The sequence below is a fragment of the Variovorax sp. OV084 genome, assembly GCF_900111625.1.
Taxonomy (GTDB): Bacteria; Pseudomonadota; Gammaproteobacteria; order Burkholderiales; family Burkholderiaceae_C; genus Variovorax.
The window spans coordinates 1-22,991 of record NZ_FOII01000027.1 but is presented as its reverse complement, the minus strand read 5'-3'; the positions used below and the strand labels follow the sequence as shown (position 1 = coordinate 22,991).

The 22,991-nt window shown below is 67.5% G+C and carries 21 protein-coding genes; 13 read left to right on the top strand and 8 right to left on the bottom strand.

Translation table 11 applies throughout. The features are described 5' to 3' along the window. Positions 1-10 precede the first annotated feature (10 nt). A complete protein-coding gene (locus BMW87_RS32075; protein WP_093082075.1) occupies positions 11-829 on the bottom strand; it encodes an IclR family transcriptional regulator in 819 nt (272 codons plus the stop codon). Between the two features lie 114 nt (positions 830-943). Here BMW87_RS32075 and BMW87_RS32070 point away from each other — a divergent pair, with 114 nt between their 5' ends. Together BMW87_RS32070 and BMW87_RS32065 are read left to right on the top strand one after the other, a co-directional pair. After that, the gene (locus tag BMW87_RS32070) at positions 944-2,584 is read left to right on the top strand and encodes a GMC family oxidoreductase (protein WP_093082072.1); all 1,641 of its coding nucleotides are present in this window, start codon (positions 944-946) and stop codon (positions 2,582-2,584) included. Positions 2,585-2,651: 67 nt separating this feature from the next. Then, on the top strand, positions 2,652-3,965 hold the full coding sequence (locus BMW87_RS32065) for an MFS transporter (protein ID WP_093059473.1): 1,314 nt from the start codon (positions 2,652-2,654) through the stop codon (positions 3,963-3,965). Positions 3,966-3,999: 34 nt separating this feature from the next. On the opposite strand, the gene BMW87_RS32060 is transcribed toward BMW87_RS32065, so the two are convergent. Then, positions 4,000-4,470, bottom strand: coding sequence for a helix-turn-helix transcriptional regulator (locus BMW87_RS32060; protein WP_093082070.1), 471 nt, complete (start codon positions 4,468-4,470; stop codon positions 4,000-4,002). Between the two features lie 143 nt (positions 4,471-4,613). Here BMW87_RS32060 and BMW87_RS32055 point away from each other — a divergent pair, with 143 nt between their 5' ends. The 6 genes from BMW87_RS32055 to BMW87_RS32030 all read left to right on the top strand — a co-directional run bounded on the left by BMW87_RS32055 (position 4,614) and on the right by BMW87_RS32030 (position 10,527). After that, entirely contained in the window at positions 4,614-5,675 is a 1,062-nt protein-coding gene (locus tag BMW87_RS32055) for a class I SAM-dependent methyltransferase (RefSeq protein ID WP_093082067.1), read from the top strand. Between the two features lie 19 nt (positions 5,676-5,694). Further along, entirely contained in the window at positions 5,695-5,916 is a 222-nt protein-coding gene (locus BMW87_RS32050) for a DUF1059 domain-containing protein (protein ID WP_093059467.1), read from the top strand. Between the two features lie 164 nt (positions 5,917-6,080). Then, entirely contained in the window at positions 6,081-6,584 is a 504-nt protein-coding gene (locus BMW87_RS32045) for a (2Fe-2S)-binding protein (RefSeq protein ID WP_093082065.1), read from the top strand. Continuing rightward, the gene (locus BMW87_RS32040) at positions 6,479-8,845 is read left to right on the top strand and encodes a xanthine dehydrogenase family protein molybdopterin-binding subunit (protein ID WP_371258881.1); all 2,367 of its coding nucleotides are present in this window, start codon (positions 6,479-6,481) and stop codon (positions 8,843-8,845) included. The genes BMW87_RS32045 and BMW87_RS32040 overlap by 106 nt, the downstream gene beginning before the upstream one ends. After that, positions 8,842-10,149 (top strand): c-type cytochrome, encoded by a 1,308-nt coding sequence (locus BMW87_RS32035; RefSeq protein WP_093082060.1) that lies wholly within the window; start codon positions 8,842-8,844, stop codon positions 10,147-10,149. The genes BMW87_RS32040 and BMW87_RS32035 overlap by 4 nt, the downstream gene beginning before the upstream one ends. A 36-nt stretch (positions 10,150-10,185) precedes the next feature. Next, complete coding sequence (locus BMW87_RS32030; protein WP_093059460.1) at positions 10,186-10,527, top strand: hypothetical protein; 342 nt, start codon at positions 10,186-10,188, stop codon at positions 10,525-10,527. Here BMW87_RS32030 and BMW87_RS32025 read toward each other — a convergent pair. After that, the gene (locus tag BMW87_RS32025) at positions 10,490-11,698 is read right to left on the bottom strand and encodes an MFS transporter (RefSeq protein WP_093082144.1); all 1,209 of its coding nucleotides are present in this window, start codon (positions 11,696-11,698) and stop codon (positions 10,490-10,492) included. The two genes, BMW87_RS32030 and BMW87_RS32025, sit on opposite strands and share 38 nt — an antisense overlap. Positions 11,699-11,846: 148 nt before the next feature. Then, complete coding sequence (locus BMW87_RS32020; RefSeq protein WP_093082057.1) at positions 11,847-12,512, bottom strand: O-methyltransferase; 666 nt, start codon at positions 12,510-12,512, stop codon at positions 11,847-11,849. A gap of 274 nt (positions 12,513-12,786) precedes the next feature. Between BMW87_RS32020 and BMW87_RS32010 the strand changes: the two genes are divergently transcribed. Then, positions 12,787-13,452 carry a TetR/AcrR family transcriptional regulator gene (locus BMW87_RS32010; protein WP_093082142.1) on the top strand — a complete coding sequence of 222 codons (666 nt, stop codon included), beginning with the start codon at positions 12,787-12,789 and terminating at the stop codon, positions 13,450-13,452. Here the strand turns inward: BMW87_RS32010 and BMW87_RS32005 are convergent. Beyond that, positions 13,438-14,877 (bottom strand): aminotransferase-like domain-containing protein, encoded by a 1,440-nt coding sequence (locus BMW87_RS32005; RefSeq protein WP_093082055.1) that lies wholly within the window; start codon positions 14,875-14,877, stop codon positions 13,438-13,440. The two genes, BMW87_RS32010 and BMW87_RS32005, sit on opposite strands and share 15 nt — an antisense overlap. 152 nt (positions 14,878-15,029) lie before the next feature. Here BMW87_RS32005 and BMW87_RS32000 point away from each other — a divergent pair, with 152 nt between their 5' ends. The 3 genes from BMW87_RS32000 (at position 15,030) to BMW87_RS31990 (ending at position 19,328) form a co-directional block, all read left to right on the top strand. Next, positions 15,030-15,335 carry a DUF2917 domain-containing protein gene (locus BMW87_RS32000; protein ID WP_177192894.1) on the top strand — a complete coding sequence of 102 codons (306 nt, stop codon included), beginning with the start codon at positions 15,030-15,032 and terminating at the stop codon, positions 15,333-15,335. Then, positions 15,323-15,961 carry a LysE family translocator gene (locus BMW87_RS31995; RefSeq protein WP_093082051.1) on the top strand — a complete coding sequence of 213 codons (639 nt, stop codon included), beginning with the start codon at positions 15,323-15,325 and terminating at the stop codon, positions 15,959-15,961. The genes BMW87_RS32000 and BMW87_RS31995 overlap by 13 nt, the downstream gene beginning before the upstream one ends. A 322-nt stretch (positions 15,962-16,283) precedes the next feature. Beyond that, positions 16,284-19,328 carry an autotransporter outer membrane beta-barrel domain-containing protein gene (locus tag BMW87_RS31990; protein WP_093082049.1) on the top strand — a complete coding sequence of 1,015 codons (3,045 nt, stop codon included), beginning with the start codon at positions 16,284-16,286 and terminating at the stop codon, positions 19,326-19,328. Positions 19,329-19,337: 9 nt separating this feature from the next. Here the strand turns inward: BMW87_RS31990 and BMW87_RS31985 are convergent, their stop codons facing one another. Genes BMW87_RS31985 through BMW87_RS31975 form a run of 3 tightly spaced genes read right to left on the bottom strand, consistent with a single transcriptional unit; the run spans position 19,338 to position 22,206 of the window. After that, positions 19,338-20,339, bottom strand: a complete 1,002-nt coding sequence (locus BMW87_RS31985) for an alpha/beta fold hydrolase (RefSeq protein ID WP_093082139.1) — start codon at positions 20,337-20,339, stop codon at positions 19,338-19,340. A 23-nt stretch (positions 20,340-20,362) separates the two neighbouring features. Continuing rightward, positions 20,363-21,166, bottom strand: coding sequence for a DUF1295 domain-containing protein (locus BMW87_RS31980; protein ID WP_093082046.1), 804 nt, complete (start codon positions 21,164-21,166; stop codon positions 20,363-20,365). Continuing rightward, positions 21,163-22,206, bottom strand: coding sequence for an SAM-dependent methyltransferase (locus BMW87_RS31975; protein ID WP_093082044.1), 1,044 nt, complete (start codon positions 22,204-22,206; stop codon positions 21,163-21,165). The genes BMW87_RS31980 and BMW87_RS31975 overlap by 4 nt, the downstream gene beginning before the upstream one ends. Before the next feature lie 255 nt (positions 22,207-22,461). Here BMW87_RS31975 and BMW87_RS31970 point away from each other — a divergent pair, with 255 nt between their 5' ends. Continuing rightward, entirely contained in the window at positions 22,462-22,866 is a 405-nt protein-coding gene (locus BMW87_RS31970; protein WP_093082041.1) for a YkvA family protein, read from the top strand. Positions 22,867-22,991 lie beyond the last annotated feature (125 nt).

Genomic DNA, 22,991 nt, shown 5'->3' with positions numbered 1-22,991 from the left:
GCCGGCAAGCTCAGAGCAGCCCGCTCATCTTCGTCGCCGCCGCCTTCAGCGCATCGATGCGCTTCACTGCATCGTCCATCGACATGCGCGCGGTCGGCGCATGCACCGCGAGCGCGGCGCGCACCGCGCCCGCCGCATCGCACACCGGCACGGCCACGGCCACCAACCCGGCGATGAACTCTTCGCGGTCGCACGAGTAACCACTCTTCGCAACCGCCTCGCACTCGGTGCGCAACGCAGCGGCCTTGGTGATGGTGTTGGCCGTCATGCGTTCCAGCGGCAGCTTGTCGATGAGCGCATCGCGTTCCTTCTTCGGCATCTGCGCGAGAAACAACTTGCCGCTGGCCGTGCAGTGCAGCGGCACGTGCGAGCCCACGTCGAGCGTCAGCCGCAGCGGCCATTGCGCTTCCACGCGGTCGAGGTAGAGCACCTGCGCGCCGTCGAGCGTGGTGAGGTTGCAGGTTTCGCCCACCTGGCGCACCAGTTCCGACAGCACCTCGTGCCGCAGCCCGCGCACCACGCCGTGGTTCAGCGTGTCGAAGGCGAGCTTGCGCAGCGCGGGGCCGACGCTGAACGAGCGCTCGTCCACGTCGCGCGCCAGGAAGCCGGTGGCCAGCAGCTGGGTGCAGATGCGGTGCGCGGTGCCCTTGGGCAGGCCGAGCTGCGCGGCCAGTTCGGCGAGCGTGAGCGCGCGGCCTTCGTTGGCCAGCAGCGCCAGCAGGCGCAGGCTGCGCTCGGCCGACGAACCGGAGCCGGAAGCGGACTCCGCCTCCTCTGGAGAAATCACTGCTGAGATCACTGCGGCAGGCGTGCGCGCGGAACGGGGCATGCGGGTAAACCTTAAAAATGGAACATTGCGTTCCGAAAATCATTAGCCTAGGATGCGGCCGAGCGAAGCGATTGTTCCACTCCCGGACCCCACAGGCCCCTACAGGACCCCTTCATGCCTGAAGAAGAGTTCGACTACATCGTCGTCGGCGCCGGCTCGGCCGGCTGCGTGCTGGCTGGCCGGCTGAGCGAAGACCCGGCCGCGCGCGTACTGCTGCTCGAAGCAGGGCCTGCCGACCGCTCGTTGTGGATCCACCTGCCCATCGGCTACGGCAAGACGATGTGGAGCCCCACCTACAACTGGCGCTTCGAGACCGACCCAGACCCGAACATGAACGGCCGGCGCATCTACTGGCCGCGCGGCAAGACGCTGGGCGGATCGAGCGCGATCAACGGGCTGATCTACATCCGCGGCCAGCGCGAGGACTACGACCACTGGGCCGCGCTGGGCAACGCCGGCTGGGGCTACGACGACGTGCTGCCCTACTTCATCAAATCAGAGGGCAACCAGCGCGGCAGCGACGCCTTCCACGGCGGCAACGGCCCGCTGAAGGTTTCGGACATCGCCGCGAAGCACGAGCTGATCGAGGCCTTCATCGACGGCGCCGGGCAGACAGGCGTGCCGCGCACCGACGACTTCAACGGCGCCGCGCAGGAAGGCGCGGGCTACTACCAGCTGACCACGCACAGGGGCTGGCGCTGCAGCACGGCCCAGGCCTACCTGACGCCGGCCGTGAAGCGCCGCCCCAACCTGCGCATCGAGACCGAGGCGATGGCGCAGAAGCTGGTGTTCTATGGCGGGCGTGCCGCCGGTGTCACGTACCGGCAAGGCGGCGAGCTGAAGACTGCACGCTGCCGTGCCGAGGTGCTGCTGTCGGCCGGCTCGATCCAGTCGCCGCAGCTGCTGCAGCTCTCGGGTATCGGGCCGCGCGCGCTGCTCGATCGTTTCGGCATTCCGGTCGTGCACGAGCTGCCCGGCGTGGGCGAGAACCTGCAAGACCATCTGCAGATACGCCTCGGCTACGAGTGCACCAAGCCCATCACCACCAACGACCAGCTCAACTCCTGGTTCGGCCAGATGGGCATGGGGCTGGAATGGCTGCTGCACCGCACCGGCCCGCTGGCGGTGGGCATCAACCAGGGCGGCTGCTTCATGCGTGCGCTGAAGGATGAAAACGGCAACCCGATGGCAGCCACGCCCGACATCCAGTTCCACGTGGCCACGCTCTCGGCCGACATGGCAGGCGGCAAGGTGCATCCGTACTCGGGCTTCACGATGTCCGTGTGCCAGCTGCGGCCGGAGTCGCGCGGCCATGTGCGCATCCGCTCGCTCGACGCGGCCGAGCCGCCGGAGATGCAGCCGAACTATCTCGCCACCGAGCTCGATCGCGCGACCACCGTGGCCGGCGTGAAGGCCGCGCGCGCCATCGCCGATTCACCCGCGATGCGGCCCTACGTGAAGCGCGAGGTGAAGCCCGGCCCCGATGCCGCGAGCGACGCCGACCTGCTGGAGTTCTGCCGCAACAACGGCGCCACCATCTTCCACCCCACCGGCACCTGCCGCATGGGCAGCGATGCGCTCGCCGTGGTCGATGCGCGCCTGCGCGTGCACGGCGTGGCGGGGCTGCGCGTGATCGACTGTTCGGCGATGCCGACGCTGGTGTCGGGCAACACCAACGCACCCGCCGTGATGATGGCCGAGAAGGCCATCGACATGATCAGAGAGGACGCAAGAGCGGCGGCAGCCGCGCATTGAGTTTTTTGTTTTTTGCAAACCCAAGGCCCGCAGAGGCCGCCACGACAACCTCATCGGAGACAACGACATGAGCGCAAGCGACGAGAAAGCGATTCGCAGGGTGGTGGTCTCTGCCCTGGTGGGCGCCACCATCGAGTGGTACGACTTCTTCCTGTATGGCGTGGTGGCCGGCATCGTGTTCAACAAGCTCTACTTTCCGGGCAGCGACCCGGTTGTGTCGACCTTGCTGGCGTACACGACCTTCGCGGTAGGCTTCGTCACGCGGCCGCTGGGCGGCGTGATCTTCGGCCACTTCGGCGACAAGATCGGCCGCAAGAGCATGCTCATCATCACGCTGATGATCATGGGCGTGGCCACCTTCCTGATCGGGCTGGTGCCCACGTACGCACAGATCGGCATCGCGGCGCCCTTGCTGTTGTTGCTGCTTCGCGTGGCACAGGGCATCGGCCTGGGCGGCGAATGGGGTGGCGCGGTGCTGATGGCGTACGAATACGCGCCGAAGGAAAAGCGCGGCTTCTATGCCTCGCTGCCGCAGATCGGGCTGGCCATCGGCCTGTGCCTGGCCTCGGGCGTGGTGGCGCTGCTGTCGTCGCTGCTCACCGACGAGCAGTTCCTGGCCTGGGGCTGGCGCATCGCCTTTCTCATCTCCGGCGCGATGGTGATGGTGGGCATGTACATCCGCCTGCACGTGAAGGAAACGCCCGAGTTCGCCGCCGTGAAGGCGCGCAACGCCGAGCTGCGCATTCCGTTCATGGACATGATCCGGCGCTACCCGGGCAATGTTCTGAAGGGCATGGGCGCGCGCTACATCGACGGCGTGTTCTTCAACATCTTCGGCGTGTTCTCCATCAACTACCTCACGACCACCATCAAGATCAGCCGCACCGAAGCGCTGCTGGGCGTGATGGCGGCGGCCGTGGTGATGTGCTTTGCCATTCCCTTCTTCGGGCGCATGTCCGACCGGCTGGGTCGGCCCCGGGTGTACATGTGGGGTTCGCTCATTACTGCCGTGTCGGCGTTCCCGGGCTTCTGGCTCATGACGCACAGCGGCGGCAACGTGATGCTCATCTGGCTGTCGATCATCGTGCCCTTCGGCATCCTGTATGCATCGGTGTACGGGCCGGAGGCTGCTTTGTTCTGCGATCTGTTCGATGCGAAGGTGCGCTACACGGGCATCAGCTTCGTCTACCAGTTCTCGGGCATCTTCGCCTCGGGCATCACGCCGATCATCGCGACCGCGCTGCTGAAGTCTGGCGGCGGCGAGCCGTGGCAGATCTGCCTGTACGTGCTGTTCGCGGGCGTGGTGTCGGCGGTGTGCGCGTGGATGATCGGGCGGTCTGCCTCGCCGGCCGATGCGCCGGTGGCGGTGGCCTCGCGCTGACGGCGAGGGCCGGCCGGCCCCGGCTGCTCCTTCCCTATGGGCTCCTGTCCATGCCGAGCGCACGCATCACGGCCGCCGTGCGCGTCTCGACGCCCAGCTTCACGTACACATGCTCCAGGTGCTTGTGCACGGTGCGTGGGCTTATCTCCAGCAAGGCGGCGATCTCGGCGTCGGTCTTTCCGCGCGAGAGCCAGTGCATGACGTCGCCCTCGCGGGGCGTGAGGCCGGCAGCCGGGGCTTCGGGCAACGGCGCCTCGGCGCGGCAGGCCAGCCGGTACAGGAAGGCAACCGCCACCGCGTGCTCCAACCCCGCGCGCCGGTAGTAGTCGGCCTGCAGCGCAGCGCGGCGGAATTCGCGCCGGCCCGGCGACTTTGTTGCGATGCGGTGGATTGCGCGCAAGCCATCGTTGCCGGCGCCGTGATGCCGCACGGGCGAATGCCCGGACTCCAGTTGTTCCAGCAGGCGAAGTGCGCTCGCGCGATTGTTGCGCGTCAGGTTCGTCATGGCATGCCCCTTTCACGGTGCATACGCATTGCTGCGTATGGCGCCTGCACGCATCGAGACGCAGGATGCTTGCAGGCCCTTTGCCGCGAACAGTATAGGCAGGCGGGGGGCGCGCGGGCCGCCCACCGGCGAAGGAGATACACATGGCTATCGACGAAACACGGCTTAACGCGTTCATGGGTAACTTCGTCCACGACATCGGCGCCGTGATGCACGCGGCAACCATCGTCGTCGGCGACCAGCTCGGCCTGTACAAGGCGCTGGCCGAAGGCCCCTCCACCGCGGAGGCACTGGCCCGCCGCACCGAGACCGATCCGCGCTACCTGCGCGAATGGCTCTCGGCCCAGGCCGCCAGCGGCTACGTCGAGTACGACCCCAAAGGCGAGCTGTTCTCGCTGACCGAGGAACAGGCCTTCGCGCTCGCCGAGGAAGGCAGCCCGGCCTTCGTGCCCGGCGCCTTCCAGATCGCGGTGGCGCAGTTCAAGATCATTCCCAAGATGGTCCAGGCCATGCGCACGGGCCTGGGCATCGGCTGGCACGAGCATGATGTGGCCCTCTTCCATGGCACCGAGCGCTTCTTCCGGCCCGGCTACGCGGCCAATCTGGTGAGCCAGTGGATCCCGGCGCTCGAAGGCATCGAGCCCCTGCTGAAGCGCGGCGCGCGCGTGGCGGACGTGGGCTGCGGGCACGGTGCATCGACACTGCTGATGGCGCAGGCCTATCCCGAGTCCAGCTTCGTCGGCTTCGACTATCACGCGCCTTCGATCGAACGTGCCCGCGAAACGGCACGCAAGGCCGGTGTCGACGATGAAAAGCGCCTGCGCTTCGAGGTCGCGAGCGCCAAGGATTTCCCCGGAGAAAACTACGACCTTGTCGCGGTCTTCGACTGCCTGCACGACATGGGCGACCCCGTCGGCGCGGCGGCGCACGTGCGGCGCAGCCTGAAGCCGCAGGGCACCTGGATGATCGTCGAGCCCTTTGCCAACGACCGGCTGGAGGACAACATCAACCCCGTAGGGCGCGTGTTCTATTCGGCCTCGAGCTTCATCTGCACGCCTGCCTCGCGCTCGCAGGAAGTGGGCCTATGCCTGGGTGCGCAGGCCGGCGAAGCGCGCCTTCGCGAGGTGGTCACGCAAGGCGGCTTCTCGCACTTCCGCCGCGCCAGCGAGACCCCGTTCAACCTGATCTTCGAAGCACGTCCGTAAGGACATTCCAGGAGCCACCATGTCACGCCAATACATCGACTGCCGCGAGTATCCGAGCACGACGAACTGCAGCGTCGCGCTATCTGCCGACTCCGAGAGCGAACTGCTCGATGCTGCCGTGCAACACGCCGTGGCCGTCCACGGCCATGCCGACACGCCGGAATTGCGCACGCAGCTGGCAAGCCTGTTCAAGACCGGCACGCCGCCGCTGCAGGCACCCGCGCAGAAGGTGCCCGCCTGACCATCCTGCGCGGCGATGAATACCTTCGGGTGCTTTCGATAGGCGCCCGTCGATGAAATCCGGGTAACCCGGTTGAGCGTTGCCCTGCCCGCCAAGCGCACTTTCCGAAGTCGCGCTATGGTTCGCGCTGCCACCCACGGCGAACCAGAAAAAAGGCGGGGCCCATGATCGATCTCAACATCAACGGCCAGTCCGTTGCCCTCAACGCGCCCGAGGACATGCCCCTGCTCTGGGCATTGCGCGACATCGTCGGCCTGACCGGCACCAAGTTCGGCTGCGGCATCGCGCAGTGCGGCGCCTGCACCGTGCACCTCGACGGCCAGCCCGTGCGCTCATGCGTGCTGCCGGTCGGCTCCATCGGCAAGAAGGCCATCACCACCATCGAAGCCGTCTCGCAGACGCCTGCGGGCAAGAGCATCCAGAAGGCCTGGCTCGATGTCGACGTGGTGCAGTGCGGCTACTGCCAGTCCGGCCAGATCATGTCGGCAGCAGCGCTGATACAGCGCACGCCCAACCCGAGCGACGCCGACATCGACCTGGCCATGTCGGGCAACGTCTGTCGATGCTGTACCTACTCGCGCATTCGTGCGGCCATCAAGCAGGCCGCCACCGGCAAGGCCGAGGTGCTGCAGTCGGTGGTCGCGATGCCGGCAAGGAGCGCATCGTGAAGGCCGCCGGCATCGGTGGCATCAGCAGGCGCGCCGCCCTGCAGGCCGGCGGCCTTGCGCTGGCTTTCACCTGGGTCGGAGGCAGCAAGGCCTTCGCCGCAATCAGCCCCAGGCAGCAGCCGGCCGACGCGGCCGCCGCGCTCGCCGACGGCAACCCGGCATTCGCGCCGAATGCCTTCATCCGCATCGATGCCGACGGCGGCGTGCGCCTCGTGATGCCGATGGCCGAGATGGGCCAGGCGATCTACACCGGCTCGGCGATGCTGCTGGCCGAGGAACTCGGCGTCGAGCTCGACCAGGTGCGCGTGGAGCATTCGCCGCCGAACGAGGCGCTCTACGGCATGCCGCTGCTCGGCGGGCAGATCACCGGCGGCTCGACCAGCACGCGCGGCACCTATGGCGTGCTGCGCGAAGCTGGCGCCGTGGCGCGCACGCTGCTGGTGAGTGCCGCCGCCGCGCAGTGGAAAGTCGACGCAGCGAGCTGCACGGTCGCGCGCGGCGTGGTGAGCCATGCGGCATCCAGCCGGCAGCTCGGCTTCGGCGCGCTTGCCAGCGCCGCCGCCAAGCTGCCGATGCCGGAAAAGGTGACGCTGAAGGAGCCGAAGGATTTCAAGCTGATCGGCCAGCCGCTGCGGCGAGTCGACTCGGCCGGCAAGGTCAACGGCACCACCCAATTCGGCATCGACGTGCGCCTGCCGGGCATGAAGGTGGCGACGGTCAAGGCCTCTCCCACGCTCGGCGGCGTGCTGGCCTCTGTGGACGACAAGGCGGCACGGGCGATTCCCGGCGTGATCGACGTGCTGCGCATCAAGGACGCGGTCGCCGTGGTGGGCGAGCATTTCTGGGCCGCGAAGCGCGGCCTCGATGCATTGAAGATCCAGTGGACGCCGGGGCAGAACGCCACGCTCACCACGCAGCAGTTGCGTGCGGCGCTGGCCAACGCGCTGGCAAAAGACAAGGCCATCATCGGCAAGGAAGCCGGCAAGCGGCCCGAGGGCACGCTGGTGCAGGCCACCTACGACCTTCCGATGCTGGCCCACGCGACCATGGAGCCGCTCAACACCACGGTGCACGTGCGGCCCGACCAGTGCGAGATCTGGGTCGGCACGCAGGTGCCCACGCGCTGCGTGAGCGCCGCCGCCAAGATCACCGGCCTGGCCGAAGACAAGGTCGTGGTGCACAACCAGTACCTGGGCGGCGGCTTCGGCCGACGGCTGGAGACCGATTCGGTCGAGCAGGCCGTGGCCTTCGCCAAGCAGGTGCCCTACCCGCTCAAGGTGGTGTGGACGCGCGAGGAAGACATCCGCCACGACATCGTGCGGCCGATGTACCACGACGACATCTCGGCCGTGGTCGACGGCGAGGGCCAGATCCTCTGGTTCGGCGACCGCATCTCGGGCGGCACGGTGCTGGGCCGCTGGGCTCCCGCCTTCATGGGCAAGGACGGCATGGACGGCGACCTGATCGAATGCGTTGCCGAGCCTTGCTACGACCTGCCGAACCTCAAGGTCGAATGGGTACGGCACGACATGCCGGCCGGCCTGAACGTCGGCTGGTGGCGCGGCGTGGGGCCGACGCACAACCTTTTCGTGATGGAGAGCTTCATCGACGAGCTGGCGCACCGCGCGAAGAAAGACCCGGTGGCCTACCGGCGCGCCATGCTGAAGAAAAACCCGCGCACGCTCGCGGTGCTCGACCTGGCGGCAAGCAAGATCGGCTGGGGGCAAGGCACGCTGCCGGCGCGTGTCGGGCGCGGCGTGGCGGTGGGCGATGCCTTCGGCAGCCGCGTGTGCGCCATCGTCGAGGCCGAGGTCACGCCGCAGGGCGAAGTGCGCATGCGGCGCGCGGTGGTCGGGCTCGACTGCGGCATTGCGGTGAACGCGAGCTCCATCGAGGCGCAGATCCAGGGCGGGCTGCTGTTCGGGCTGAGCTCGGCGCTGTTCAGCGAGATCACGGTGCGCGACGGCGCCATCGAGCAGAGCAACTTCCACGACTACCGGATGCTGCGCATCAACGAGGCACCGCCGATAGAGGTGCACACCGTCAAGAGCGGCGAGGCCCCCGGCGGGCTTGGCGAAGTCGGCACCGCCATTGCCGCACCGGCGCTGGCCAACGCGATCTTCGCGGCAACGGGCGTGCGCCTGCGCGAGCTGCCGGTGAACCGCGCGCTGCTGGCGCAGGACAAGGAGGCGCTGAAGAAAAAGATCGCCAGTGCCGAACCCAGTGGGCCCACCGGGCTCGGCGAAAGGAGCGCAGCATGAAGCGGCTTCTCAAATTTCTGGTGGCGGTGTTCGTCGTTGGGGCGGCGCTGTATTTCTTTTTGAACCGCACCGACAATTCCGAGGGCGAGGCGCCGGTGCTGGCCGGCGCGCCCAGCGACGCGGCGCTGCTCGTGCGCGGCGAATACCTCACCAAGGCCGCCGACTGCATCGCTTGCCACACGGTGCCCGGCGGCAAGGGGCAGCCCTTTGCAGGCGGCCTGCCCTTCGTGCTGCCCTTCGGCACGATCTACTCGTCGAACATCACGGCCGACCCGGAAACGGGCATCGGCAAATGGAGCGACGACGACTTCGTGCGCGCGCTGCACGACGGTGTGCGCGCCGACGGCAAACGCCTGTACCCGGCGTTCCCGTACACCTCGTACACCACGCTGAGCCGCAACGACGTGCTCGCGATCAAGGCTTACATCTTCAGCCTGCCCAAGGTGAACCAGCCGAACAAGGAGGCCGACCTGGGCTTCCCGTTCAACCAGCGCTGGGCCATGGGCTTCTGGAACGCGGCCTTCTTCAAGAGCAGCCGTTTCGAGGCCGACGCGTCGAAACCGCTTGCGTGGAACCAGGGCAAGTACCTCGCCACGGCGCTGGGCCACTGCGCGGAATGCCACACGCCGCGCAACTTCGCCTTCGCGATGGATGCGGGCAACAACCTCGCGGGCGAATCGATCCAGGGCTGGCGCGCCTACAACATCACGTCGGATGCGAAGAACGGCATCGGCGCGTGGAGCGATGCAGAGATTGCCTCGTACCTGACAACTGGGCACGCCGATGGCCGCGGCTCGGCCTCTGGCCCCATGGGCGAGGCTGTGGAGCACAGCCTGCAGTACCTGAAGCCGGAGGACGCCTCGGCGCTGGTGAGCTATCTGCGCACGGTGCCTGCCAAGGCCGGCAAGGACCCGATCGAGGTCGACGCAAAGGCGCCATGGGCCGTGGCCGCGAGCGCGGCGGCGCCTGCCGCCAACACGGCCGAAGGCCACGAGCAAGGCCTGAGGCTCTTCGCGGCGGCATGCGCGAGCTGCCACCAGTGGAACGGACAAGGCCAGCAGACCGCCAACGCGTCGCTGCTTGGAACGCGCGGCGTGAACGACCCTGACGGCTCCAACGTCACGCAGATGATCCTGCAGGGCGTGCGGATGCACGTGCACGACAGGGAGGTCTACATGCCGGCGTTCGGCAAGGCCTACACCGACACCGAAGTCGCGGCGCTCGCCAACTACGTCATCGCGCAGTTCGGCAACAAGCAGGGCACGGTGACGCCGGAATTCGTTGCAAAGCAGCGCACGCGCTAGCTGGATGGGGCGCAGCGCCGCATCTAAACTGAGTTCATGAAAAAGACCGGGGAAGTTCAACGCTGCCTGCAGCCCGTGGTGGAGCTCCGGAAGGAAGCGGCGGCGTACGCGTATTCCGTTCGCGCGCCGCGGTCCAAGGGCGTGATACCGCCCAGTTCGTACCGCGACGGCGGCTTCGCCACGCTTGCCGACTGCCTGAGCGACGTGGCGCGGGCGCTCGGTGGCGACTTCTCACGCATCTACGTGCGGCTCGACGGCCTTTGCGTCGGGGAGCGCGACATCGCGGAATTACGCCTGGAGCCGGAGAAGGTCGCGGCCGCTTTGAAGGCGGCCTGCGAAATCAACCTGGAGCAACTCTCTGCACCTGGCGGAGACTGATCGCAATCACAAGACCCGCCGCAGCAGCACCTGCGCCGATGAGGAAGACGCCGCTGTAACCCTCCCGGTCGGCCAGAAACCCGGCCACGGGACCCGTCAGGCCGTAGGCGATGTCCTGGAATGCCGAGAACCCGCCCAGCGCCGTGCCGCGCAGATGCGGCTCCACAAGGCGCACGACTTCGCGCCCCATGGCCGGAAAGATCATCGAGCAGCCGAGCCCTGTGAGAAACGCGCCGACAAGGGCAAGCACCGGATCGGTCGCACTCCAGATCAGGACCTGGCCGAGCGTCTCGACGGCGAGCGATCCGATCGCCACGGGCAGGCCGCCCACGCGGTCCGGCAGATGGCCGAAGAGCACGCGGACCAGAACGAATCCGCTGCCGAAGGCTGTCAGGCCCAGCCCGGCATAGCGCCAGTGCTGATCCAGAAAATGGAGTGTGAAGAACGCCCCGATCGCGGCGAAGCCGATGCCCTGGAGGCAGACGATGGAACCGTGCGGCCAGATCCTGCCGATCACGCGCCAGAACGGCGGGCGCTCTGTGCCAGGGTGCACGGCAACGCCTGCGATGCGCCAGACGGTCAGCAGCCCGAGGCAGGGCAGGATCGCACTGACGCCCATCGCGCCGGCAAATCCGAACCGGTCGAGCAATGCCAGGCCGATGGGCCCGCCAACTGCCAGAGCGCCGTAGATGGCGGCGCCAACCAATGCCAGCACGTGGCCCGAACGGGCGGGGCCGACGAGGCCGATGCCCCAGCCGATCACGCCGACCGCAACAAGGCTCTCGCCAAGCCCGATGAGCAGCCGGCCGGCGATGAGGACAAGAAAGGCCGTCCACGGCGCCAGGAACGACAGCCCCGCAATCAGCGAGACCACCGCCCCGCCCACATAGAAAGACAGCCCGCGCGCCACCGCGACCTTGGCCCCGCGACGGTCCGAAAGGCTGCCGGCATGCGCCCGGCTGACGACGGTGGCAAGAAAGGCGATGCCGACGCCGAGCCCGGCCCACACATTGCCGAGCCCCAGCCGCCCGGTCACGAAGATCGGCACGATGGGCAATGACATGCCGACGCAAAGATAGGAAATGAAGAGGATGGCCGTCAGCAGCAGCAGGCGGCCTTGCGCCGGATGGCGTGTCGAAGATGTTGTCGACTGTGTCGATTGAGAAGTCATGGTGTTGTCCAGGCTGTTCCCCATCGACGGAAGCGCGCAAACGCACGCACTCCGACCGACGAGGATCGTTGAGTGCGTTGCTTGACGTCAGACGCTTACGGCCAGTGCGACTGGCACCGCGGACGCTGTGTCCGCGCTGGTGTTGTTGTCAGCCGAGCCGCATCGACAGTTCGACATCTCCGCCGAACGGCGTGGACATGTAGCCCGCTTCAGGCGAGCGCACGTGCGCCAGGTAGTCGGGGCTGTAGTCGGCGTTGTCGGCGACGATGAAAGCGCCTGGCCTGAGGCGGCTTTCGACCAGCTCCAGGATCTCGGGATAGAGCGCCTTGGCGCCGTCGAGCAGCAGCAGGTCGATCGAATCCGGGAGGTTGGCGGCAAGCGTCTGCAGCGCGTCTCCCTCGCGGATTTCGACCAGGTCGTCGAGGCCTCCGGCCGCCAGGTTCTGGCGAGCCCTCGCCACCTTGGACGGCTCGAACTCGGTGGTGATGAGGTGGCCGCCGCCGTTGTCCCGAAGGGCCGCGGCGAGGTGCAGGGTCGAGATGCCGAACGAGGTTCCGAACTCGACGACAGTTCGCGCGCCGCTGTTGCGCGCCAGCATGTAGAGCAGTGCGCCGGTCTCGCGCGAGACGGGGAGCGGAACGTCCTTCAGCTTTGCGTAGAAGTCGAGGTAGTCGGTCTTGCTGCGCATCAGGCGCGTGCGCTCTTCGCTGGAGAGATCGGCGACTGCGGAGCTCATTGCAGGCGACGCGGCGGCGGCCTCTTCGAACAGGCGCTCCAGCAAGGGCGCAAGCGGTGTGGTGGTCAGGGTTGTCACAGGGGTCTTCGTGTTGGAGTGAACGAGTGCTCATAATATGAAGGAACATTCACATTTCCTATTCGCGTTGCGAGCCCCACCGATGACCGAACGCCGAAGCGCACCAATCTCCTCTAGAAGACAGCCCAAGCAGGCCCGCTCGACCGGGCTCGTCGCCACGATCCTCGAAGCCGCCCTTCAGGTTTTGGCGAAAGAAGGCGCAAACCGCTTCACCACTACGCGAGTGGCTATGAAGGAACATTCACATTTCCTATTCGCGTTGCGAGCCCCACCGATGACCGAACGCCGAAGCGCACCAATCTCCTCTAGAAGACAGCCCAAGCAGGCCCGCTCGACCGGGCTCGTCGCCACGATCCTCGAAGCCGCCCTTCAGGTTTTGGCGAAAGAAGGCGCAAACCGCTTCACCACTACGCGAGTGGCCGAGAGGGCCGGCGTCAGTGTCGGGTCGGTGTATCAGTACTTTCCGAACAAGGCGTCGATCCTCTTTCGCCTCCAGAGCGACGAATGGCGGCAGACGACGGAGATGCTGTGCGGCATCCTCGAAGACGCACAAAGGCCGCCGCTGGAGCGGCTGCGCATGCTGGTGCACGCCTTCATCCGCTCGGAGTGCGAAGAAGCCGGAATGCGCGTGGCGCTGAGCGACGCCGCCCCGCTCTACCGGGACGCACCCGAGGCGCATGAGGCCAGGGCCGCCGGAGACCGCACCGTGCAGGCCTTCATGCAAGAGGCCCTGCCCGATGCCTCCGAAGCCACGCGCGCGTTGGCCGGCGACCTGATCACGACGACGTTCAGCGCGGTGGGAAAGCAGTTCTCTGAAAGCCAGCGAACCGACGCGGAGATCGAAGCCTATGCAGACGCCATGGCCGACATGTTCTGCGCGTACCTCCAAAGCCTCGGGCACGGCCAGAAGAAACGCACCAGCCGTTCAGCGCGGCGTTGACATGGCTTCTGCCAACGCGCCCACACGCCGCAGTGCATGGCGATGGGCGTCGTCCCAGCGGCCGGCGAGCCCCAGCCGGATGCAGTGGCGAAAGTGGTTCGTGGCGCTGAACATCGTGCCTGGAGCAATGACGATGCCCTCGGCAAGACAGGCCTGGAACAGCGCGAGCGAATCGGTGCCGTGCGGCAGTTCGACCCACAGGATGAACCCGCCCGGAGGATCGGTGACGCGCGTGCCCTTCGGAAAGTGCTGCGCGATGAGCCCCCGCACTTCATCGACGCGCGCCGCGATGGTCGAGCGCATCTGGCGGTAGTTGGCCTCGATGCCCGGCTGCATCAGCAGGTCGGCCATTGCGCGCTGCAGCATCGCCGACTGGCTGCCGCTGGTCACCTGCTTCATGCGCGCGACCTTCGTACCCCAGCGCCCGGCATCGACCCAGCCCAGCCGCAGCCCGGGTGCGACCGTCTTGGAGAACGAGGAGCACAGCATCACGTGCCCCGTGGTGTCGAAGGAGCGCACGGCACGGCGCTGCTCGTCCTGCTCGGCAAGGTCGTTGTAGGTGACGTCCTCGATCAGCGGGATGCCGCGTTCGGCAACCATCTGCGCGAGGCGGCGCCGGTCGGCCGGCGGCATGCTCGCGCCCATCGGATTGGAGAGCGTGGGTACGGCGAGCACGGCTTTCACCGGCTGCGTTTCGAAGGCCAGCTGCAGCGCGTCGAGCGAGAGCCCGGTGCGCGGATGCGTCGGAATTTCCAGCGCACGCAGGTGCAGGTCTTCGAGGATCTCCAGAAAGCTGAAGAGCGTCGGCGATTCGAGCGCGACCACGTCGCCGGGCTGCGTTACCGCGCGCAGGCAGAGCGTGATCGACTCGAGGCAGCTGTTCGTCACGACGATGTCGCGCGCGTCGAGCTGGCAGCCCATGCGCAGCGCATGGCGCGCGATTGCGCGGCGCAGGCTCTCATCGCCGGAGCCGACGATGTATTGGGTGAGCGTTGCGCGATGGCGCTGCACGGCGCGGCTGGTTGCGCGGCGCACGCGCTCTTCGGCAAACAGGTCGGCGCTCGGGCATGCGGCGCCGAAGGAAACGTAGCCCGGGTCGTGCGCGAGCTGCATCACGCGCGCTGCGAGCGAACTGACATCGACCGCCATCGAGTCCGCAGGCGGGTTCGAGGTTTCTGGCTCGGGTGGCCTCGGCGGGCGGGCCGCGACGAAGTAGCCCGAGCGCGGGCGCGCCACGATCAGGCGCGAATCCTCCAGCATGCGGTAGGCCTGCACCACCGTGCCCAGCGACACGCTGTGATGCCGCGCCAGTTCGCGCACCGACGGAATGCGCTCGCCCCGCGCGAGCGTGCCGGTGCGGATCGGCATGGCGATCGATTCGGCGATCTGCAGGTACAGCACCTCGGCTTGGTCGTGCTCGGGCATGGCCGCATTCTGTACCGCACCAGCGCGGCCCGACAGGTACAGATGACGGCCGCCGCGACTGGCACAGATGCGGCTGCGCCCGGTCTGTATCACACCAGATGGCGAATGCCTGTGGCTGTGCGACTCGACGCCCGATCTCTACTGTCGAGTCCATGAACACACTCACCCACACCCCATCGCCCGGAACACGCCACGGCGCATCCGCCCCGTCTCTCATGACGCTACCCATCGGCGAGGCGCGCACGCTGCGCCACCGCGCCGGCGCACGCCTCGAAGTGACGAGCGGCCGCGTGTGGCTCACCGAACCCGGCGACCTCGACGACCACTTCGTCGCCAGCGGCGAATCGCTGCTGCTGCATCACAACGGACCGGTCGTGGTGCAGAGCGATGGCGCAAGCGCCGCGGTGCTGCGCATCGTCACGTCGTCTTCCGCACGGAGGCTGCCATGGTCCCCCTGACCGATCTGGCGATCTTTGCCGGTGCCGTGGTTCTGCTGGCCATCACGCCCGGGCCCAACATGGTGTATCTGATCTCGCGGTCGATCTGCCAGGGCCGACAGGCCGGTTTTGTTTCGCTGCTCGGCGTGCTCGCCGGGTTCGTCGCGCACATGATGGCGGCCGCGCTGGGCCTCTCGGCGCTGTTCGTGACCGTGCCGCTGGCGTATGAGCTGCTGAAGTGGGCGGGCGCTGTGTACTTGGCGTACCTGGCCTGGCAGGCTGTTCGGCCCGGCGCGCGCTCACCGTTCCAGGGGCGGCAGCTGCCGCACGACTCGCCCCGCAAGCTCTTCGTCATGGGGTTGCTGACGAACCTGCTGAATCCGAAGGTCGCGTTCTTCTATCTCTCGCTGTTCCCGCAGTTCATTTCGCCGGAGCACGGCTCCTTGTTCGCGCAGAGCCTGATGCTCGGCGCCACGCAGATCGCGATCAGCTTTGTCGTGCTGCTGACCATGGCGATGTCTGCCTCCCGCATTGCCGGATGGTTCGAGCACAACCCGCATTGGCTGGCCGTGCAGCGCTATGCGATGGGCTCGGTGCTGGCCGGCCTGGCCGCGCGCCTGGCGATCTCCCAAAGGCCGGGCGCTTAGCTCGCCTTGCGGGCGGATCTTTGTATCCGCCGCGAATCATTGGTTACTTTCAGACGCAGTTCAGGGTAGACCTGCGTCAGGCGGCGCTGCGCCTGTAGTGCCGTAGGCCTCAGTACGCAGCCTCGGGACGGGCCTGGTGCTCCCGTTCCTCGCCAATCACTCCCTCAGGGGGTACCCGCTTTCAGGCATATCGCCAGCGTGTACGCGTACTTACATTTTTGACTTGTAAATGGAAAACGACGGAACGCGCAGACGCAAGAGAGAGCGCACCTGCGCACGGGAGCCTGCCTGTCAGGTAACAACAAACGAACAAATTGAAGCCATGAACAAGATTTTTCGCACCCTCTGGAATCCGACGCTCGGCACTTGGGTAGCCGCTCCTGAAACATCTCGCGGCCACGCGCGATCGGCCAGACTAGGCGAACTGGGGGCCGTCGCCGTCGCGGTGCTGCTCCTGGGCGCCGGGCCGGCGATGGCGGCCGGCGGCGCTGGCGGGCAGCCCGTCGGCGACCCTTCGCTGCACGCCGGCGCGGGCGGCAGCAACGGCAGCGGTGGCAGCGGCGGGCTCAACGACACCACGGTGGGTGCGAACGGCGGAGCCGGCGGATCGTCGACCGATGCCGGCGTTACGGCGGGCTCCACTGCCAACATCGGCTCCTTTGCCGGCGCTACCGCAGGCACGGGCGGCGCGGCGGGCACGACCAGCAACGTCGTCAGCCCCGGCGTACTGCAGGGCGACAACGGCGGCGCGGGCCAATCGCAGACCGGCGACGCCGCCAACGGCAACGGATATGGCGGCGGCGGTGGCGGCGGATTCCAGGGCTCGTCGATCGGCAGCGCCGTTACCTCCTCTCCCAACAGCTACACCGGCGGCACCGGGGGCGTGGGCGGCAACGGTTATTGGGCTGCCGGCGGCGGCGGCGCGGGCGGCTTCGGCTCCATCCTCATCGGGCCGACCGGCAACTACACGGCCTCCGGCAGTTCCACGGGCGGCGCGGGCGGCAATGGCGGCAATGCCTTCTCGCAAGCCGGTGGCGGCGGCAGCGGCGGCGGCGGGTTCTTCCTGAATGCCACGACGGCGGGGCTCACCTTCACCAACAGCGGCACCATCGCTGGCGGTGCGGGCGGCACCGGCGGATCGGAACTGCTGCCGGCGCGCAGCAACGCATCGGGCGGCGGCGGCGGGGCCGGCGGCAACGGCATCACGCTGGCCGGCAGCGCGGTGTCGGTGACCAACACCGGCACGGTCACCGGTGGCGCAGGGGGTGCAGGCGGAGCCGGTGGCGGCGGCGCGGGCGGCACCGGTGCACCGGGGGCTGGCGGCGACGGCGGCATCGGCTTGTGGGCCACGGGTGCCAGCGCAACGATCACCAACAGCGGCTCCATCACCGGCGGGGCCGGCAGCACCGGTGGCTCCAACAGCAACGGGGGCGCGAGCGGCGCCAACGGTGTGGGCGGCGTCGGCGTGATGGGCGCCAACCTCACCATCGCCAACAGCGGCGCCATCTCGGGCGGGCTGGCCGGCGACGGCCTCACCCGTGCGTCGGCCGTGGAATTCACCGGCGGCAGCAACAGCCTGACCCTGAACGCCGGCGCGGCGCTGACGGGCGCCGTTGCCATCGACAGTGGCGCCACCGCCAGCGTGATTGCCGGCGCCGACGGCCTGAGCATGAGCAATGCCCTGCTTCTGGGCGGCACGGGCACCATCAACACCAATGGCCACGACATGGGCTGGTCGGGCCCGATCTCGGGCGCCGGCGACCTGGTGAAGAGTGGCGCAGGCACCCTGACCCTGGCCGGCGCCAACATCTACACCGGCGCCACCAACGTCGCCGCCGGCACCTTGCGCGCCGGTGCGGCCAACGCACTCAGCAGCGCCAGCGCCTTCACGGTCGCATCGGGCGCCACGCTCGACCTGGCCGGCCGGAGCCAGACCATCGCGTCGATGGCCAACGGCGGCACCGTCTCGCTGGTGGGTACCGCGCCCGGCACCACCCTCACGGTGACCGGCCCGTGGGTGGGCAGCGGCGGCACGCTGCGCCTTGGCACGGCGCTGGGCGACAGCAGCAGCGCAAGCGACCGGCTGATCCTCAGCGGCAGCACCGCCATTGCCAGCGGCACGACCAACGTGCAGATCACCAACCTCGGAGGCCTGGGCGCGCTGACCAGCGGCAGCGGCATCGAAGTCGTGAGCGCGCTGAACGGGGCGACGACCACCGCACAGACCACGAAGAGCGCCTTCGCCCTGGCAGGCGGCCACGTCGATGCCGGCGCCTACGAGTACCGGCTGTACGCCGCCGACGCAAGTGGCGCGGGCGAGAACTGGTACTTGCGCTCCACTGCCACCGTCGTTCCACCGGCCAGCGGTGGCGGAAGCGGCGGCGGCGTGACCGTGCCCACCTACCGCACCGAAGTGCCGCTCTACGCCGCGCTGCCCGAGCAGTTCCGCCAGTCCAACCTGGCGATGCTCGGCAACATGCATCAGCGCGTAGGCGACGACGGCCCGACCGGCGCCAACACCGCCACGCCAGACCAGGGCTACCGCCAGGCTTGGGCCCGCATCATCAGCACCGACCGCACCATCAGCCAGAGCGGCACCGTCAGCCCCACCAGCAAGGGGCGCCTCACGGGCTTCCAGGCCGGCACCGACCTGTGGGCCGATGCCAACTGGCGCGCCGGCGTCTACGTCGGCCAGCTCGACGGCGACATGAGCGTGACCGGCTTCGCGCGCGGCATCGTGAACTACGCAGCCGGCTCCAACGACCTGCGCAGCCAGTACCTGGGCGCCTACGCCACCTGGAAGAACGACAGCGGCCTGTACGTCGACGGCGTGCTGCAGGCCGGGCGCCACCGCTACACCGTGTCGCCCACGCTGGGCTTCGGCAGCTCCGGCAAGGGCAGCAGCCTGCTGGCCTCCATCGAGGTGGGCCAGGCCTTCAACATCGCCCCGGGCTGGACCATCGAGCCCCAGTTGCAGCTGGTGCATCAGCGCGTGAACCTCGACGACGGCAGCATCACGGGCGCCCTGGTGCAACAAGACAGCCACAACGGCTGGCTGGCGCGCGCGGGCGTGCGGGTCAAGGGCGAGATCGCTACATCCGCCGGCCTGCTGCAGCCCTATGTGCGGGCCAATGTCTACCGCAGCAGCAGCGGCACCGACGTCAGCCGCTTCATCGGCCCGGCCGCGTACACCGACATCGCCACCCGCACAGGCGGCACGAGCACCGAGCTAGCGGTGGGCGCCACGCTGCAGCTGACGCCAAGCACCAGCGTGTATGCGGAACTCGGCAAGCTGTGGGACTCGGGCGGCGCGACGCGCACGAAGAGCGGAGTCAACGGCAGCGTGGGCGTGAAGATCCGCTGGTGAGGCGCAGCGTCAGTGCGACCCGTTGTCGCGGTCCGCGCGGACCGTTTCGACGACTGACATCACCGCATCGATCACCGCAGCCGGGTCGTCGAACTGGATGTCGTGCCCGGCGTTCGGCAACAGCCGGTGCGTGCTGCGCGAGGACCATGTCGCCATGTCCTCGTGCAGCTTCTCCCAGATGGCCTGCACCTGCTTGCCCTGCTCGGGCGTGATCTTCATTCCCCGGAGTTCAGCCTCGGTGTAAGGCGCCATCGCGGTGAGCACCACCAGCGGCCGGTTGCCCAAGTTCCGAAAGGCACCGGCCTCGGCGAGCGACGCATCGGTCGCATCGCTCTCCGCCAGTTGCGTGACCATCGACTTCGGCGCAAATGCGTGAACCGCCTGTGAATCGCGCGCCGTCTGGTTCGGTGCCTGCGGCAGCAGCGAGGGAGCCGCCGCGCGCAACAGGCCGGACCACGCAAGCCACACGGCGATGCGAGAGCGCAGCGACCGCGTCTCCGTCATGAAAGCCGCGACACGCGCGACCTGGTCCGGATGCGATGGGTCGACAAGAACCAGCCCCGCCACCTCGGCGCCGAAGTACTTCGTGAAGCTCGTCGCATAAAGACCGCCCAGCGACTGGCCGACCAGCACGAAGGGGCCGTGCTCGCCCGCACGGGTCAGGGCCTCGTGAAGGTCTTGCGCCACCTGCCTGGCGCTATAGGGTGCATCCGAAGCGTCGCTCCACATCAAGCCCGCGCGGCTGTACGAGCACGCACGCGTGTGTGCCGCGACCTTCGACTGCACGGCCGACCAGCTCAACGAACCGTCGACGCTCAGCCCCGCCTCGAACACGACGGTGGGCGAGCCCGAGCCGCGGCAATCCAGGTGGATTTTTCGCCCGCCGATGTCGACCATCTTCCCCGGCGCGGGAAAGTCGCGCGCCGCGCGGTAGCGGCCAACCTGCTCGTACACCACGCCCACGAGGACGACCAGCACGACGATTGCCGTGCTCCAGAGGACGATGCGCATCAGCAGACTTTTGAACGAGGGCTTCACTGATCCGGATAGTGCCACCGCCGCACCGGCCCCGGAACAAAGGCATTGGTGCGCGCGATGTACTCGCGGTATGCGGGGCGACGCTCGCCGATGTCGGCCTCGAGCATGCGCACGCCCGAAACCTTGAGCAGCAGCCACGTCATGAGCAGCGGCGACACCACGCTCCACGAGCCTCTCCACCCTGCCCCGCCCATGGCCATCAGCCAGATGCCCCACCAGACGCAGGCCTCACCGAAGTAGTTAGGGTGCCGTGTGTAGCGCCACAGGCCGCGGCCCATCACTTGGCCCGCATTCTTCGGGTCGGCCCTGAAGCGCGCCATCTGCGCATCGCCGATGGCCTCGAAGAAGATGCCGAACAGCGCCAGTGCCGCGCCCAACACATCGAGCACGCCCAGCGGTCGTGCCGCCAACATGCCCGGCAGAAAAGGCGCGGAGACGATCCACGCCAGCACCGCCTGCAAGGCGAACACGAGATACAGGCTCCTGAAGCCGAAGTTCGGCTGATTGCGCGCGCGAATCGCCTGATAGCGCCGGTCTTCGCCGTGGCCCCAGTTGCGCCAAGTGATGTACAGGCATAGCCGCACCGCCCATGCCGCGCCGAGCACGGCCATCCATAACCCGCGCACCGTCTGCACCGGCAGCAGCGCGAAATACACGAGGCCCGCGCCCACGATGAAGACCGGCCACATGCGATCGACAAGGCTGGCGTCGTGGCGCACGAGGCTCGCCACCCACGTCAGCAGCGCCAGCGATGCGGTCCATGCCAGGCCCGCCAGCGCTACCTCTGCCACGCCGCTCATGCCCTGCGCTCGAACAGATAGTGGCTCACCCACCAACGCTGCCCATGGTCGAAGCCGAACAGCTCCGCCACCGACATGAAGAACAGCCGCCAGCGCGTCCACCACACATTGGCCTCGGCACCGTACGTGGCCTGGAACAGCGGACGCAGCGCGTCGCGGCGATCGTCCATGTTGCGCAGCCAGGCCTCGGCCGTGCGCTGGTAATGACTGCCCTCCCAGCGCCAGCGGCGCAGCAGCCGCAAGTCGTCCTGGCAGTGCAGCGCCAGATCGTCGCTGGGCATCATGCCGCCGGAGAAAAAGTACTTGCTCATCCAATCGCTCGGGTCGCGCACCTCGAAAGGGTACGGCGCCTCACGATGGGCAAACACATGCATGAAGAAGCGCCCCTCGGGCTTGAGCCAGCGCGCCACATTGGCAAACGCCTGCGGCCAGTTGCGCAGGTGCTCGAACATCTCGACGGACACCACCCGGTCGAATCGCTCGTCGGTGTCGAAGACGTTGATGTCGCGCGTCAGCACGCGCACGTTGCCCAGCCCCCGCTGCGCCGCCTGCGTCTCGATGTACTCGCGCTGCGAATTCGAGTTAGACAGCGCCGTGATCCGGCTGCCCGGATAGCGCTCGGCCATCCACAACGTGAGCGAACCCCAGCCACAGCCCAGTTCCAGCACGTCTTGCCCGTTGCCCAAGCCGGCGCGCTCGCAGGTGGCAGCCAGCGCGGCGGACTCGGCATCTTCCAGCGTGCGGGTGCCCTCGGGCCAGTAGCAGCTGCTGTACTTGCGGTGATTGCCCAGCACCTCGGCAAAGAAGGCGGCGGGGACTTCGTAGTGCTGCTCGTTGGCTTTCTCGGGCAGGGGTGCCAGGTTCTCAGCGGCCATACGGGCGACGAAGTCTTGCGTCAGATCGGCCACGGCCAGGGCGTTGCCGGCGTGCAGTTCGGCGAGCCGGTCTTTCAACAGGCGGCGGATGCCCTGGCGGACGACGGTGTCGGGCACCAGGCCCTTCTCGACCCAGCGGATGGCGAATGCGATGTCCTGCGGCATGTGCGGTTTCCTCGTTGGGGGCACTTCGGAGTGTGTGCCGTGGGTGCGTGTACGCGGCTGGATGGGTTTTGGATGAGGCTTTGCCAATTGTGGACGTCTGTGCCAAGAACGGTCGTTTGAGTTCAGGCTCCGCCCCCGCTTCAGGCTCGTCGCTGTTGTTCGATAGGGTGTGTGCGGACGGGTACTATCGGCGATCAGCAGTCCTTCGAAGCCGCGGGCAGAGTTCGGCCACGTGACCCTGGCATGCTTGCGCCCATGCGAATCAGCGACAACTTGAAGACTTGGGCCAAGCGAATCAAACGCGACGGCGTGACGCTTTGGTTTGCAGGCAAAAATCCTCGAACGCCTTGGTACGCGAAGGCATTGGGTGTTTTTGTGGTGGCCTATGCGCTGAGTCCCATTGACCTGATTCCAGACTTTATCCCCGTGCTGGGCTACGTCGATGACGTTCTGCTACTTCCCGTCCTAATCTGGCTGACCATCAGGCTGCTGCCGCCTGAAGTCCTCGCGGAATGTCGCAGCCAAGCAGACGAGTGGATGCAGACGAAGGGCTCGAAGCCAAGCAGCCGGGCCGGCGCACTCCTCGTCGTGGTCCTGTGGCTGGCCGTGGGCGCAGCAGTATGGTTTTGGCTTAAACCGCATCTATACGTTCTTGAATGACGGCTTCGGAGAAAAACGTACGGCCGTGTTGGGCCCAAAAGAGACGTCCCCGATCCTCGATAGCAGACATCCGAAAGACGTTGTACTGGCCTACTCAGGCTGCGTTCTCCGCTAGGATCCTTCGA